The sequence below is a fragment of the Bradyrhizobium jicamae genome, assembly GCF_018130695.1.
Taxonomy (GTDB): Bacteria; Pseudomonadota; Alphaproteobacteria; order Rhizobiales; family Xanthobacteraceae; genus Bradyrhizobium; species Bradyrhizobium jicamae_B.
This window is the reverse complement of record NZ_JAFCJX010000023.1, coordinates 1-14860: the sequence shown is the minus strand read 5'-3', so window position 1 is coordinate 14860 and position 14860 is coordinate 1. Positions and strand designations below refer to the sequence as shown.

Genomic DNA, 14860 nt, shown 5'->3' with positions numbered 1-14860 from the left:
GCCATGCCGCGTTTCGAGCCGAAGAACCCCGACTACCGCGCCAACGCCGCCGACACGTTCGAGCGCCAGCGCGCGATGAAGACGCTCGGCATCTCCATCGCGCGGATGGAGCCGGGCGAGGTCGACCTCGTGATGGGCTATTCGCCCGACTTCACCCAGCAGCACGGTTTTGTGCATGCCGGCATCATCACCGCCGGCCTCGACAATGCCTGCGGCATCGCCGCCTTCACCTTGATGCCTGTCGATACCGGCATCCTCACCGTGGAGTTCAAGACCAATCTGCTGGCGCCGGCGAAGGGGCAGCGATTTGTCTTCCGCGCTGTTGTGGTCAAGCCCGGCCGCACGCTGACCGTCTGCGACGCGAGGGCCTTTGCCGAGGACAACGGCGCCGAGACGCTGGTCGCGACCATGACGGGCACGCTGATGGCGCTGCCGATGCGGAATTAGTTGCTGGCACACGGCCATGGAATGACTGCAACGCAGATAGCTGTTGCAGTGCAGTTTTGTGCTCCTGGCATGGCGCGGGGTGAAAAATTCTTCTAGGGTCTCGCCCGTAACGTGAGTCCCAACCTTGCTTCTATCCGCAACGCAAAGTCTGCTTGGCCTGGCCTCCGGCTCGCTGGTCGGGTTTTCGCTCGGCCTGGTCGGCGGCGGCGGCTCGATCTTGGCCGTGCCGCTGATGGTCTATGTGGTCGGCGTACCCGAGCCGCATGTCGCGATCGGCACCAGCGCGATCGCGGTCGCGACCAATGCCGCGGTCAATCTCTCGAACCACGCCCGCGGCGGCACGGTGATCTGGTCCTGCGCGCTGCTGTTCGCCGTGTCTGGCATGGTCGGCGCATTCGGTGGCTCGATCCTCGGCAAGATGCTGGATGGCCAGAAGCTGCTGGCGCTGTTCTCGCTGGTGATGCTTGTCATCGCCGCGCTGATGCTGAAGAACCGCGCGCGGGTCGGGCTGTCCGACGTCAAGATGGACATGTCCAACATGCCGGCCATCGCCGGGCTTGGATTGGCGACCGGCACCATGTCCGGCTTCTTTGGCATCGGCGGCGGCTTCCTGATCGTGCCGGCGCTGATGCTGGCGACGGGCATGCCGATCATGAATGCGGTGTCGTCCTCGCTGGTCGCGGTGACCGCGTTCGGCATGACCACGGCGTTGAGCTATGCGTGGTCAGGGCTGGTCTCCTGGGGGCTGGCGGCGCTATTCGTGGCCGGCGGCGTCGTCGGCGGCCTTGCGGGAACGCGGTCGGCGCGGCACCTGTCGGAACGCCGCGGCGCGCTCAACATTGTGTTTGCGTCTGTCATTATCGTGGTGGCGATCTATATGTTGCTGCGTAACATGTCTGCCTCCTGAACGTAGGAGGGTGAGAGCTCTCGCGAGACCCAATATGACCCGTTCGATCAAACCCACTCCCACCCGCCGCGCTGCGCTTGGCCTGCTCGGCACCGGTGCCGTCCTGCTCGCCGCGGGCCGCGCCCGCGCGGAGGAAGAGGAGAAGGTGGTGACCGAATCGCAGGTGCTGCGCGACCCGGATATCCCCGTCATCGGGAACCCGCGCGGCGACATCACCATCGTCGAATGGTTCGATTACAACTGCCCGTATTGCCGCAAGATCGAGCCCGAGATGCGCCAGGTGGTGCAGGACGACGGCAAGGTCCGCCTGGTGCTGAAGGACTGGCCGATCCTCGGGCCGGTGTCGGTGGTCGCCTCGCGGATGGCGCTGGCGGCGAAATATCAGGACAAATTCGTCGCCGCGCATGAGGCGATGATCGGCGTGAGCTCGCGCATTACCGAACCGCGCATCAACGAGCTCCTGGCCGGCGCCGGCATCGACATGGATCGGCTGAAGAAGGATCTCGAAACCAACGCGAAGGCGATCGACGCCATCCTCGCGCGCAACAACGACCAGGCCGAAGCCTTCGGCTTCAAGGGCACGCCGTCCTTCATCGTCGGCAAGTACCGCGTGCCCGGCGTGCTCAGCATGGATCAGTTCGAGCAGGTCATCGCCGACGCCCGCAAGGCGAATATGGGTCGCGCGAACTAAAGCGCGATGAGATTAGATTGGATCGTCATCGCGCTTTAGCTCTTTGCTTGAGCATGATCTTTTCGGAAAACCGCTTCACACTTTTCCGGATCATGCTCTAGCGGCGGTCTCGCCTTCACCTCTTCCGCAAGCACGACGCTCGCGATTGAGAAATCTGAAATGAGAAATGGCCTCTCCCGCGGGAGAGGCCATTTGCATGTGCGGATCGTACAGGCGCGCCTTATTTGGCCGCGACCTTGGTCCATTCCTCGTGCGCACGGGTCTTCAGCGCATTCCAGTTCTCGGCGGCAACATCCCAATTGACGATGGTACGGCTGTTGTGCGCCACCTGTCCGTTGGCCACGCTCGACGTCTGCATGGAATCATAAACGTAGACGCCGCAAACCAGCAGCAGCGCGCCCAAAATCATCCCGAAAAACGTCCGCATCACAACTCCTCCGATGTTCCCGCAGATAACGTCGCGGGGGCGGAGATGGTTCCCGCGTTCCATCAGCCCCGCCCGAACGCGCGCATCACGTAATCGATGAATACGCGGACGCGGGGCGAGAGCTGGCGGTTGCGTGGGTAGAGCAGGGAGACCGGGACCGACGGCGGCGGGCATTGTGTCAACACCGCGATCAGCCGTCCTTCGGCGAGATCGGTCTCGGCGTGGAAGCGCGGCACTTGCACCAGGCCGAGGCCGAGTCTTGCGGAGGCGAGATAACTCTCCGGCCCGGTCACCGACATCGGCGCCGGCAGCGGGACTTCCTTCAACGCGCCGTCGATCACGAATTCCATCGGCCGCAAGCGTCCCGTGGTGAGCGAGCGGATGCCGATCATGCGATGACCGTCGAGCGCGAGCGGATCGGTTGGCGTGCCCCGGCGCGCGACATAACCCGGCGCGGCGCAGGTCAGGCGATCCAGCATCACGACCTGGCGCGCGATCATGTCGCTGTCGGGCAGATGGCCGAAGCGCAGCACGCAATCGACGCCTTCGCGAATGAGATCGACCCAGCGATCGCTCTCGCTCATGGTGATTTCGATCTCCGGGTATTGGTCGAGGAAGCCCGGCAGGTTCGGCAGCAGGAAGTGGCGCGCCAGCGTGCCCTGCACTTCGAGGCGCAACATTCCCTTCGGCCTGGCGCCGCCGAACGCACCCTCGGCGTCTTCGAGATCGGCGATCAGGGACAGGCAGCGGCGGTAGTGCGCCTCGCCGTCGAGCGTCGGCCGCACCGTGCGCGTGGTGCGCTCCAGCAGCCGCACGCCGAGCCGCGCCTCCAGCCCCTTCACCGCGTCGGTCACCGTCGAGCGCGGCAGGCCGAGATCGTCGGCGGCGAGCGAAAAGCTGCGCCGCTCCACCACGCGGGTGAACACGCGCATGGCCTCGAACCGGTCCATGTCATTATCCGGATATTGCGAACAGTATTGCCAGAAAATGCACGATTATCCGGCGGACGCCAAGCCGTAGCGTCCTCCCATCGAACGCGGCGCCGCCGCATCAACCGATGGGAGACAAAAAATGACCAATCAATCCAACAAGGTAGCACTGGTGACGGGTGCCTCGCGCGGGATCGGCGCGGCGGTCGCCGAACGGCTCGCGCGGGACGGCTTCATCGTCGTCATCAACTATTCCGGCGACGCCAGGCCGGCCGAGGCGTTGGCGGGCAAGATCGAGGCGGCCGGCGGCCGGGCGATGACCGCGAAGGCCGATGTCAGCGACGCCAATGCGGTGCGCGGGATGTTCGACGCGGCGGAAGCAGCGTTCGGCGGCGTCGACGTGCTCGTCAACAATGCCGGCATCATGAGGCTCGCGAAGATCGCCGACAGCGACGACGCATTGTTCGACCAGCAGGTCACGGTCAACCTGAAGGGCAGCTTCAACACCATGCGCGAGGCGGCGCGGCGGCTGCGCGACGGCGGCCGCATCGTCAACTTCTCGACCAGCGTGGTCGGCACCAGGCTCGAGAGCTACGGCATCTATGTGGCGACCAAGGCGGCGATCGAATCGTTGACCGCGATCCTGTCGAAGGAATTGCGGGGACGCTCGATCACCGTGAATGCGATCGCACCGGGCCCGACCGCGACCGATCTGTTCCTCAACGGCAAGTCGCCGGAGCTGATCGATCGCTTTGCGAAGATGGTGCCGCTGGAGCGGCTCGGCACGCCCGACGACATCGCCTCCGCCGTCGCCTTCCTCGTCGGTCCCGACGGCGCGTGGATCAACGGCCAGACGCTGCGCGCCAATGGCGGAGTGGTCTGACGTCAGGCGTCGCCGGATCTTTCGCCATTCAGCCAGCGCAGCATCTCGACATTCATCTCGCGCGGATAGCAATGGCTGAGATCGTCGAGCTCGCGATAGACCACGTCGGCGCCGGCGGCGGAGAGCAATTGCCGGGTCTGCCGCGCGGTCTGCACCGGGAACATCCAGTCCTGCTTGCCATGCACGATGTGGATCGGCAGGCCGCGCAGCCGGTCCGCGTCGGCCATCTCCGCCATCAGCGGATGGAAGGTTGCGGACACCGGCGCCAGATGCGTGAAGCGCGAGCTGTGTTCGAGCCCACTGACATAGCTGAACGTGCCGCCGTCGCTCATGCCCGTCAGCAGCAGGCGGCTGTGATCGATCCGCCAGCGCGACTGGACGTGATCGAGGATGCGGTTGAGGTTTGGCGTGTCGCTGTCCTCGCCCATCAGCGCCCAGGTCTGACCGGTCGCGGTCGGCGCGATCAGGATGGCACCAAAGCTGCGGGCGTCGCGCAGCCAGCTCCAGAGAAAGCCGCGGCCATTGCCGCTGCCGCCATGCAGCGCCATCACCAGCGGCCAGGCACGATCGGGCGTGTAATATTCGGGCACGTAGAGCGAGAAGCCGCCGCGGCTGCCGGGCTCGTTGCCCTCATGGAAGACGCCGGTGTCGTCATGCGGCGGCGCGTCGAGCTTCGCCTGCAGGGCTTGATCCTCGCGCAGCGACGGCTCGATGAAGAAGCTGCTCACCGGCGGCAGGTTGGCGCACAGCGGATACAGCGCCTCAAGCGCCCGCGGCGTGTGACGCAGCGCGCGGAACACGCTGACGAGGTCGCCTTCGCCGCGCGCCACGGCGCGCAGGCCCGCATAGCCGGCGAGCGCCGCATCGCTGGCTGTTTCCAGCGCCACCCTGATATGCGCGAAGTTCAACGGCCAATCGGTGAGGAGCGGCCGCGCCGCCTTCAACGCCTCGTCCGGCTCGCCCGCGATCTCCATCACGCGGCCGAACTCCGCCGGATTGAGATTGCGCGCGACAAAGGCGAGCCCCTCCAGCGTCTGCAACAGCGGCGGCAGCACGGCCACGATGTCGTCAACCACGGCCTCGCTCATCGCCGGCGCCTCTTGCTTGGAATTAGTGTAGCCGCGGCGCCTTCAGCAGCTTCGAGCGATCCGTCGAGCTCAGCGTCACGTCGAAGGTGACGCCCTCGTGATAGACCGTCAGCGGCACGTCGACACCGGCCGAGCCGAGCGACCAGAGTTTGCGATAAAACGCGGTCTGGCTCGTCACCTTGTCGCCGGCGATGGCGAGGATCACGTCGCCGGTCTTCAGCTCGGCGCGCGCCGCCGGGCCCTTGCTGGCGATGCCGACGACGACCAGGCGGTTGTCGATCTCGGTCGAATACATGCCGAGCCACGGCCGCGCCGGCTTGTTGACGCGGCCGAATTTGCGCAGATCGCTGATCACCGGCTTCAAGAGATCGATCGGCACGATCATGTTGACATGCTCGGCCTTGCCCGCCTTCTCGCGCTCGAGCTGCAGCGAGCCGATGCCGAGCACTTCACCGCTGTTGGAGAGCAGCGCGGTGCCGCCCCAGTTCGGATGCGAGGGATAGGTGAAGATCGCCTCGTCGAGCAGATATTCCCAGTAGCCGGCGAATTCCTGCTTGGCTGCGATCTGGCTCGCCACCGAGCGGGTGCGGCCGCCGGAGCCCGCGACCACGACATTGTCGCCGACGCGCGTCAGCGCCGACGAGCCGAGCGGCAGCGGATCGAGATCGAGCCGGCCGAGTGCCTGCACGAGGCCAAAGCCGGATTCGAAGTCGAAGCCCAGCGCATGCCCTTGCACCACGCTGCCATCGCCGAGATGCAGCCACACCGCTTCCGCCTCGGTGATCAGGTAGCCGATCGTCAGCACCAGCCCGTCGTCGATCAAGACGCCGTTGCCGGCGCGCTCGGTGCCGAGCGTCTCGGCGCTGAACGCATCGGAGGGAATGATCGAATGCAAGCCCACCACCGACGACAGTGCGCGATCAAGATCGAAGCGATAGTCTTCGGGACGGGGCTGAAAGGCCGCTGGCACTTTCCACTCGGACAAGGAAGCCATGGGGAGGTCTCCGCAGGATCGCGCGGAATGACGGGATCAACGCCGCGCAAGGTCGAATAGATCGCGATCCGGAACAACCGTCCGCTTCGGCCAAATATAACAATGAAATGGCCAATGATCGAGGTGGCAGATCGCGCGAGCCCGGCGCCGCGTCAGCCGCACCATTCGCGAAAGTCGCGCTTGACTTTCTCCTCGGCGACCGCGGCAGCGTGGTCCAGCCAGCTGCGCGGCCGCCGTTTCAGGTCGGCCTTCAATTTGTCGACCCGGGTTGCGCCTGCGGCATGGATCGATGCCAGATCGAAACCCATCGCCTTGATCAGCCTGCGCTGCAGCTTGCGGCGGACGTCGTCGCCGAGCTCGATCTTCTGCGAATCCGGCGCGATGCGTCGCAGGATGAATTCATGTTTGACATCGAGGAAGGGATCGGGCGCGCGGTACCGGCTGTCCGCCAGCGCCTTGAAATACAGTTTCGCACTGCCGGTCTTGCCATGCGCCCAATTCCATGCCGATGGCACCAGCGCCTTCGCCTCGCGCACGATCTGGCCGCCGTGCCAATAGGCGATCGCCGCATAGCGCGGCCGCCCGAGGCTGCCGCCGCCCTTCTTGAGAACGCGGCCGAAGCGAATGCTCTCGATGTCGCGCGGCATGCTTGTGCGCAGCGCGGCTGCGATCTTCGCCGGCGGCTTGCAGGTCCGATAGTCCTTGACCTCCTTCCAGAACTTCTCCGGCTTGCCTTTGCCCGGCTCGGCATAGGGCCTGAGCCAGGTTTCTCCCTCGAACAGCAGCGCCGGCTGCGGATGACGAAGCCCGTCGTGATAGCCTGCGAGCACGGCATCGGCGGCCTCGCGTGAGCTGATCGCGGGCAGCTTTGCCAGCCGGATGCTGGTCACAAGCCGCAGCAGATCGAGCACGAAGGGCATCACCGCGGCTTCGTCGAAATCGTTGACGCCCCACACCAGCCGCCCGTCGGCATCGCGCCAGGTGCCGAAATTCTCCAGATGCAGGTCGCCGACCGACAGCACCTTCGGCGCGTCCATCAGCTCCGGGCACCAGTCGCCGATCTTGCGCGCCCAGCGGAAATAGGTTGCGCGCAGGAAGCGGAACGCGTCCTCCTTCATCAGGCCGTGCTTGTAATGGATGTCGGATGTGACGACGTCGCACTGCTTCGCAAGCCAGCGCTCGAAGGCCTTGTTGTCGTCTCGAAAGGACATGGCATCCCCGGTTCGGATCTGCGCCACATGTTGGCCGCGGAAGATCCGATCCTACCTCAGGGTGTGCGACAAGAGAACGTCCCGGCGAGCTGGTATCTACTCCGCCTTCGCCTTGCCGCGCGCCGGCAGGATGCGGAATTCGCGGTTCTCCTTCAGCCAGGCCGCGCGCTCGTCGCGCAGCAGCGTGCGGCGGACCTTTCCGGAATCGTCGCGGATCGGCGTGTGCGAGATCTCGAAACTCTCGGGATGCTTGTAGCGGCTCAATCGGTCGCTGAGGAAATCGCCCATGCCGTCAGCGATCGCCTGCGCATCCGCCTTTTCGTCGAGCTCGAGGATCGCGTGCACGCGCTGGCCGAACTCCGGATCTGGCAGCCCGACCACGACGCAGGAACGGACGTCCGGATGCGCGCTCACGGCGGCCTCGACCTCCGCCGGATAGATGTTGGCGCCGCCGCGCAGCACCATGTCGGCGAGGCGGTCGCCGAGATAAAGATAGCCGTCTTCATCGAGCCGGCCGATATCGCCGAGCGACTCCCAGCCATCCGGCCGCCGCTTCGGTGCGGCGCCGAGATAATGATAGGTCGAGCCGGCGCCGTCATTGGGCAGGAAATAGATCTCGCCGGTCTGCCCCGTCGGCACGTCGTTGCCGTCCTCGCCGATGATGCGCAGCTTCGCGGTCTCGCCGATCCTGCCGACCGAACCCTTGTGCGCCATCCACTCGACGCCGGAGATCACGCAGGCGCCCTGCCGCTCGGTGCCGCCATAGAGCTCCCAGATTTTTTCCGGGCCGAGCCATTCGATCCATTTCTCCTTCAGCCATGGCGGCATCGGAGCAGCCATGTGAAACACGATCTGCAGGCTCGACACATCGTAGCGTCTGCGCACCTCCTCGGGCAGCGCCCAGATCCGGTGCATCATGGTCGGCACGAAATTGACCCACTGCACGCGGTTCTCCGCGATCAGCCGCAGCGTCTCCTCGGCGTCGAACTTCACCATGCCGGTGAGCTTCCCGCCGCTGACCAGCGCCATGTGCGACAGGATGAAGGGCGCGTTGTGATAGAGCGGCCCGGGATTGAGCAACGAGGCCTCAGGCGGAATCCCGAGCATCAGCGGCGCCGCCGTGTCGATCACGGCGGGGTTGTGATCCAGGATCACCTTCGGCCGCCCGGTCGAGCCGCCGCTCGTCATCGCCTTCCAGTAACGCGCCACCGGCGCATCCAGCGGCGCGTCGGAGAAACCGTCGGGCACGAAATCGGCGGGCAGCGCGTTCGGCGCATTCCAGTCGGCCTCGCCGCCGACCACCAGCGCGGGCTTGAGAATGTCGAGCACCGCGGCCGCCTCGCCGCGCGGCAGGCGCCACGACAGCGAGGTCGGTGTCGCCCCGCATTTCCACACCGCAAAGCTGGTCTCGAAGAACGCATTGCCGTTCGGCAGCCCGATCGCGACGAAGTCGCCCGCCTTGACGCCCTTGGCCGCAAACGCCCGCGCTCGCGCATTGGCGCGGCGCTCGAGCTGGTCCCAGGTCAGCGTATCCGTGCCGTGACTGACCGCGATCGTGTCGGCCGGCTTGCGTTCGGCGTGCCAGCGCGGCACGTCGGCGAGAGGGATCAGCATCGGGCGTTTCCTGAAAAAGGCGGCTTGCAGGCCGCTCTCGTTGCGGGGCGCGGCGCGAGGCCACGGCGACAGTTCACCAACAGAGGCTGCCGCGGTCAAGCATTCCGTGCGCCGCTAGGGAAGGTATCTTGCTGATGTGCTTGCGGAATCCCGATTGATCAAAAGCCGCATTCATAATCGCTAAAGTTCAAGATATCGCGCTAAGGCGGATTTTACGCGGGATGTTCCATCGTGGACGGCGATGTTGTAGGCCGAACGGTTTTCGCGCGCTGCGATGATCACATTAACTGCATGCGGTCCACACCTCCTCGGATGACATCATGGCGACCAACGGCGCAAGGATGAAAGTCAGTCGCGAACCGCGACGTCAGCTCAACAATCGTGCAGCCTGGATCACGGTCGGCGATGGCATGACGGAGCGCGAATGCGCCGTGGTCGACGTCTCGCCCGGCGGCGCCAAGATCACGACCGACGTCGAGCTCGACGTCAAGGACCGGCTGTCGCTGGCGCTGCTCGCCGATCATGCCAAGCGTTACCCGTGCGAGGTGGTTTGGCGCCGCGGCAAATCCTACGGCCTGAAGTTCGTCGTGGCTGAACCGGCCGCTGAGACGGCCGACGACGTGGCCAGCGCGCCCGCCTGAGCTCAATCCCGGCGTCGTCAAGCCAGGACGTGATGGACAATCCGTCACGATCCGCGCAACCTGCGGGTCCCCAAGCATTGATCCCGCCGGTGCACGTTGAGTCCGTCGTATCAACCGATCGCGAGGCTGCAAGATCTCCTGCGCCAGGAGATCAAGCATCACGAGCTGCTGCGCGCGATCGTGGTGATCGGTCCGCTGGTCGCGGCCTATGTTGTCCTGCGCGAGCCGGCGCTGTTGAACCTCGGCCTGATCGCGATCTCGCTGCTGATTCCCGCGCTGAAGCTGCGGCTGCCGCCACGCGCCGTCGCGCTGCATTATCTCGTCATCCTCGTCACCTTCGGCGTGCTCTTCCTCGTCGCGCCGATCAAGCCGCTGTTCGTGGCGTTGACGGCGCTCGCCGGTTTCCTTGCCGTCGCCGTCACGCGCTATGGCGAGGCGCTGCGCACGCTCGGCAATTGGGTGTTCATCCCGGCGGTCTATCTCGCCTGCGAGGTGCGGGAAGGGATCAGTGCGCCGGAAGCGTTGCGCCATGCCGGCATCATCGTGGCGGCATCGCCGCTGGCGCTGGCGCTGGTCTGTGCGATCCGGCTTCGCGACCGACGGCCGGATGACTACCCGGCGTCGTCTCGCTTTGGCGCCGCCGCGCAGCAATGGTTTCTCCCCGCTGCCGCGACGGCGATTGCGGTGTTTGCCGCCGCAGCCCTGGTCGAACTGCTCGACCTCAAGCAGGGGCAGTGGGTGATGTGGTCGGCCGCCAGCGTCGTGGTCGGTGACCTCTCGGCCTCCAGCGGCAAGCTGAAGCAGCGGGCGATGGGCGCGCTGGTCGGCGTTCCGCTCGGCCTGCTCGCCGGCATCGCATTACCGCAAAGCCGGATCGGCTATTCGCTCGCGATCCTCGCCGCCACGCTGACACTGATCTCCTTCTCGCGCTACGTCATTGGCTTCGGCTCGCGATGCTTCTTCATCGCGCTTGCCGCCGCTTTCGCCGGGGGCGCCAGCGGGATCGCGGAAGAGCGCATCGCCAATGTGCTGATCGGCGGTGTGTTTGGTCTCCTCGCCGTGGCCCTGACGGATCTGGTCTGGCAGCGCGTCGCGCGAAAACAGCCGGGACAGCCGCAAGCGCGGCTTTGACGGTACTTCGATCCGTCGCATCGATATCGCAATACCGTTTTCAGCGCGGCCACGCGGCGCGGCGCGCGGACATCACGACGAATTGTTTCGAATGAACGCAGCATTCATTCGCGTGCGCGCGATTCATTGCTCAATACTATTGATCTGATTACGTGACTTTCGAAGGTATTCGGCAACGCCGTCGCAGTGTCGACACTCAATAACAAGGCCTAAAGGCCGCATAAGAAAAAGAAAATGGATCAGGTGACTCTTCTGGTCGTGCGCGCGATCGAGAGCGGCGCGACCACGACAAAAAGCATCATCGACGCCACCGGACTATCCAGGCTCAAGGCCGAGCGCGCGCTGCAATCGCTGGAGAAGCAGAAGCTGCTGTTCCGCGAAGGGCAGGGTTCCTGGGCTCTCGGCATCCCCGTGACACCGACGGTGCGGAGCTGCGGCTCATGCTCGCTGTGCTGCAAGGTGCTCGAGGTGATGGATGTCGGCAAGCCGGTCAACCAGGTCTGCAAATATTCCACGTCGGGCGGCTGCACGATCTACAACGAGCGTCCGCGGATGTGCCGTTCCTTCAGCTGCGCCTGGCTGCAGGGCCATGTCGACGACGACTGGTTCCCCGAGGCGGCCGGCATCGTGCTGCATTTCAGCCTCGACGCGCTCAACGTGCAAGTCGACATCGAAAACCCGGACCGCTGGCGCGAGGAGCCCTACTTCAGCAAGCTCTGCGAATTGTCGCTGCGGGGCATCCGGGTCGGCGGTAGCCGCAGCTATGCGACGCTCGTCATCGTCGGCGACCAGAAGTTCATGCTGCTCGGACGCACCATCGTCCCTGAGCCGACGCTGTTCGGCACCGCGTTCTTCCCGCTCGGCAACGACACCTTCCGCTACTGGAAGGCGCAGTCGCTGGAGCACCTGCAGCGCCTCGGCGAACGCGTCGCCGAGATCCAGCGCATCCAGCACGAGTTCGGCCATTGCGCCGTTCCCGACAACGACGACGACGACCCGCACGCGCCGTACCGGCCGGCGCTGCTCGAACTGACGAAGCAGATGCGGGTGTGACGGATGCGGCGGCGGGCGGTGATCATTCCACGACGTGAGGTGAGCACGCTGGACGGGCTCCCTCCCCCCTTGCGGGGGAGGGCTGGGGAGAGGGGTAAGCCCCGGGCGAGATGATCGATGAGTTCATCGCTCGCGCAACCTTTCGATCATTGTCGAAACGCAGTCGGAGAGAGCACGTCGTGTAGCTACCCCTCTCCCTAACCCTCCCCCGCAAGGGGGGAGGGAACCCTTCTGCCGGTGCGTCCCTCACATTGCAGCGTTCCGCTAAGACTCGCACACTTAATCTGCATTCTTGCCACTTAACCCCGATAGCGCAGCGCATCGACCAGCAGCGCGAAGGCCGGCGAGGATTGTCGTCGGCTCGGGTAATAGAGGTGATAGCCTGGAAACGGCGGGCACCAATCGTCGAGCACGCGGACCAATTGCCCTTTCGCCAGCTGTGCGCGCACCTGATCCTCCGGCAGATAGGAAAGACCGAGCCCGGACATCACCGCGTTCATCCGCAGCGCGATGCTGTTGAACACCGTCTGTCCGTCGACCCGCACCCGCATGGCGCGGCCGCGCTTCTCGAACTCCCAGGCATAGATGCCGCCATAGGTCGGCAGGCGCATGTTGATGCAGGCGTGGTGCGTCAGGTCCTGCGGATGCTTCGGCCGCTCGCGCTGTTTAAAATAGGCCGGCGTGCCGACCACCGCCATGCGGAAATCGGGCCCGATCCGCACCGCGATCATGTCCTTTGCGACCTGCTCGCCCAGCCGGACGCCGGCGTCGTAGCGCTCGGCGACGATGTCGGTCAGGCCATAGTCGACGGTGAGCTCGACCTTGATGTCGGGATAGCGCGGCAAGAGCCTCGCCAGCGCCGGCCACAGGATGCTCTCGGCGGCATGCTCGCCGGTCGTGATGCGGATCGTGCCGGCCGGTGTCTCGCGCAAGGCGCTGAGCGCGGCGAGCTCGGCATTGATCTCGTCAAGGCGCGGGCCGACGTTCTGCAGCAGCCGATCGCCCGCTTCGGTCGGCGCGACGCTGCGCGTGGTGCGGGTCAACAGGCGAACCCCGAGACGTTCCTCCAGCGCGCGGATGGTGTGGCTCAATGCCGATTGCGACACGCCGAGCTGAGCCGCCGCGCGCGTAAAGCTGCGTTCCCGGGCAACTGCGAGGAAAGCGATCAGATCGTTGACGTCATGCCGCGGCATTGATGAACCAGATTCATGAGTACATGCCAATTTTTATGCCTAATCGCTCGCGGCCGCACGCCCTAAATCACGCCGCGACGACATTGGTTCGGCGACAGCGGAGTAAGACGATGCAGAAGCGCAAGCTTGGCGACAGCAATCTCGAAGTCTCGGCCCTCGGCCTGGGCTGCATGGGCCTGAGTTTCGGTTACGGCCCCGCGGTCGAGAAGGGGCAGGGCATCGCGCTGATCCGCGCCGCCGTCGAGCGCGGCGTCACCCTGTTCGACACCGCCGAGGTCTATGGCCCCTTCACCAACGAGGAACTGGTCGGCGAGGCGTTGGCGCCATTCCGCAAGGATGTCGTCATCGCCACCAAGTTCGGCTTCGACATCGATCCCGCAACCGGCCAGCAGCGTGGCCTGAACAGCCGTCCCGATCACATCAAGGCGGTGGCGGAGGCTTCGCTGAAGCGGCTGCGCACCGACGTGATCGATCTGTTCTATCAGCATCGCGTCGATCCCGACGTGCCGATCGAGGACGTCGCGGGTGCGGTGAAGGATCTGATCGCCGCCGGCAAGGTTCGGCATTTCGGCCTCTCCGAGGCCGGCGCGCAGACCATTCGCCGCGCGCATGCCGTGCAGCCGGTCACCGCGCTGCAGAGCGAATATTCGCTGTGGTGGCGCGAGCCCGAAGCGGTGATCCTGCCGACGCTGGAGGAACTCGGCATTGGCCTCATCCCCTACAGCCCGCTCGGCAAGGGCTTTTTGACCGGCGCGATCAACGCGACGACGACCTTTGACAGCGGCGATTTCCGCAACATCGTGCCGCGCTTCTCGCCTGAGGCGCGGCAGGTGAACCAGGCCCTCGTCGACCTGCTCGGCAAGATCGCAGCAGCCAACGGCGCGACCTCGGCCGAGATCGCGCTGGCCTGGCTGCTCGCGCAAAAACCCTGGATCGTGCCGATCCCCGGCACCACCAAGCTGCATCGGCTCGAGGAGAACATCGGTGCTGCCCATGTGGCGCTGACGCCGGCCGATCTCGCCGAGATCGCAGACGCCGTGGCGGCAGTCGACGTCCAGGGCGCACGCTATCCGGAGCACCTGCAGCGGCTGGTCGGCCGGTGAGGGCCGGTCGGTTCGTTGCCCGGATGAGCCAACGGCTCGCGCGAACGCGCGCCCGATGACAGGCTTAACGATATCCGGGGGCAGAATGCGTAGGGCGGATTAGCGAAGCGTAATCCGCCATCTTTTGCCGCGACGTCGGTCGGCGGATTACGCCTTACGGCTAATCCGCTCTACGGATCTGTGCGCTCCCGCTGACATTAGACCGCTGATTTGCCCGACGAGGCAAGAGCTCCCGGCAAAAATATTCCTCTTTACACGAACTTCTGAATATGCTAACAATATGTCCACCTCACCCGACACGAGGGGCGCTCGCGAACGCCACGAACGTGGGTGACGATGCGGTGGCCGCCGAGCGTGCGACAGGCGTGTGTGCGCAAGGCGGACGGCGAAGTCGTGTGGGCCTGCCGCCCCGATGCAGGTGGCATGCACGCGAAAGGCCCAAAGCCGATCGTGGACGATGGTGGCACAAAAGCAGAGTCTCACCAGGGCGAGCACGTATAAGCCGTAAAGCCATCGCGCAGGGAAGGCCGGATGCCTCCGCCGAACCT

General features: G+C 65.2%; 15 protein-coding genes. 8 read left to right on the top strand and 7 right to left on the bottom strand.

Annotated features, from left to right (window positions below; translation table 11 throughout):
* Nucleotides 1-3: 3 nt before the first annotated feature.
* The 3 genes from JQ604_RS28900 (at nucleotide 4) to JQ604_RS28890 (ending at nucleotide 2045) form a co-directional block, all read left to right on the top strand.
* On the top strand, nucleotides 4-447 hold the full coding sequence (locus tag JQ604_RS28900; RefSeq protein ID WP_212364195.1) for a PaaI family thioesterase: 444 nt from the start codon (nucleotides 4-6) through the stop codon (nucleotides 445-447).
* Nucleotides 448-571: 124 nt separating this feature from the next.
* Complete coding sequence (locus tag JQ604_RS28895) at nucleotides 572-1354, top strand: sulfite exporter TauE/SafE family protein (RefSeq protein ID WP_212364087.1); 783 nt, start codon at nucleotides 572-574, stop codon at nucleotides 1352-1354.
* A gap of 34 nt (nucleotides 1355-1388) precedes the next feature.
* The gene (locus tag JQ604_RS28890; RefSeq protein WP_212364086.1) at nucleotides 1389-2045 is read left to right on the top strand and encodes a DsbA family protein; all 657 of its coding nucleotides are present in this window, start codon (nucleotides 1389-1391) and stop codon (nucleotides 2043-2045) included.
* 220 nt (nucleotides 2046-2265) lie between these two features.
* Here JQ604_RS28890 and JQ604_RS28885 read toward each other — a convergent pair whose 3' ends face one another.
* Both JQ604_RS28885 and JQ604_RS28880 read right to left on the bottom strand, forming a co-directional pair.
* Nucleotides 2266-2472, bottom strand: a complete 207-nt coding sequence (locus JQ604_RS28885) for a hypothetical protein (RefSeq protein WP_212364085.1) — start codon at nucleotides 2470-2472, stop codon at nucleotides 2266-2268.
* Nucleotides 2473-2534: 62 nt separating this feature from the next.
* The gene (locus JQ604_RS28880) at nucleotides 2535-3422 is read right to left on the bottom strand and encodes a LysR family transcriptional regulator (RefSeq protein ID WP_212364084.1); all 888 of its coding nucleotides are present in this window, start codon (nucleotides 3420-3422) and stop codon (nucleotides 2535-2537) included.
* A gap of 121 nt (nucleotides 3423-3543) precedes the next feature.
* Here JQ604_RS28880 and JQ604_RS28875 point away from each other — a divergent pair, with 121 nt between their 5' ends.
* On the top strand, nucleotides 3544-4284 hold the full coding sequence (locus JQ604_RS28875; protein WP_212364083.1) for an SDR family oxidoreductase: 741 nt from the start codon (nucleotides 3544-3546) through the stop codon (nucleotides 4282-4284).
* Between the two features lie 2 nt (nucleotides 4285-4286).
* On the opposite strand, the gene JQ604_RS28870 is transcribed toward JQ604_RS28875, so the two are convergent.
* From JQ604_RS28870 to JQ604_RS28855, 4 genes are all read right to left on the bottom strand, one after another.
* Complete coding sequence (locus JQ604_RS28870) at nucleotides 4287-5372, bottom strand: dienelactone hydrolase family protein (protein ID WP_212364082.1); 1086 nt, start codon at nucleotides 5370-5372, stop codon at nucleotides 4287-4289.
* 22 nt (nucleotides 5373-5394) lie between these two features.
* Nucleotides 5395-6366 carry a S1C family serine protease gene (locus tag JQ604_RS28865; protein ID WP_212364081.1) on the bottom strand — a complete coding sequence of 324 codons (972 nt, stop codon included), beginning with the start codon at nucleotides 6364-6366 and terminating at the stop codon, nucleotides 5395-5397.
* 152 nt (nucleotides 6367-6518) lie between these two features.
* On the bottom strand, nucleotides 6519-7577 hold the full coding sequence (locus JQ604_RS28860) for a DUF2252 family protein (RefSeq protein WP_212364080.1): 1059 nt from the start codon (nucleotides 7575-7577) through the stop codon (nucleotides 6519-6521).
* Nucleotides 7578-7673: 96 nt separating this feature from the next.
* The gene (locus tag JQ604_RS28855; RefSeq protein ID WP_212364079.1) at nucleotides 7674-9191 is read right to left on the bottom strand and encodes an AMP-binding protein; all 1518 of its coding nucleotides are present in this window, start codon (nucleotides 9189-9191) and stop codon (nucleotides 7674-7676) included.
* 320 nt (nucleotides 9192-9511) lie between these two features.
* Between JQ604_RS28855 and JQ604_RS28850 the strand changes: the two genes are divergently transcribed.
* The 3 genes from JQ604_RS28850 (at nucleotide 9512) to JQ604_RS28840 (ending at nucleotide 12016) form a co-directional block, all read left to right on the top strand.
* Nucleotides 9512-9832, top strand: coding sequence for a PilZ domain-containing protein (locus JQ604_RS28850; protein WP_212364078.1), 321 nt, complete (start codon nucleotides 9512-9514; stop codon nucleotides 9830-9832).
* A gap of 96 nt (nucleotides 9833-9928) precedes the next feature.
* On the top strand, nucleotides 9929-10963 hold the full coding sequence (locus JQ604_RS28845) for an FUSC family protein (protein ID WP_212364077.1): 1035 nt from the start codon (nucleotides 9929-9931) through the stop codon (nucleotides 10961-10963).
* 234 nt (nucleotides 10964-11197) lie between these two features.
* On the top strand, nucleotides 11198-12016 hold the full coding sequence (locus JQ604_RS28840) for a YkgJ family cysteine cluster protein (protein WP_212364076.1): 819 nt from the start codon (nucleotides 11198-11200) through the stop codon (nucleotides 12014-12016).
* 299 nt (nucleotides 12017-12315) lie between these two features.
* Here JQ604_RS28840 and JQ604_RS28835 read toward each other — a convergent pair whose 3' ends face one another.
* Entirely contained in the window at nucleotides 12316-13209 is an 894-nt protein-coding gene (locus JQ604_RS28835) for a LysR family transcriptional regulator (protein WP_212364075.1), read from the bottom strand.
* A gap of 110 nt (nucleotides 13210-13319) precedes the next feature.
* Here JQ604_RS28835 and JQ604_RS28830 point away from each other — a divergent pair, with 110 nt between their 5' ends.
* Complete coding sequence (locus JQ604_RS28830; RefSeq protein ID WP_212364074.1) at nucleotides 13320-14312, top strand: aldo/keto reductase; 993 nt, start codon at nucleotides 13320-13322, stop codon at nucleotides 14310-14312.
* Nucleotides 14313-14860 lie beyond the last annotated feature (548 nt).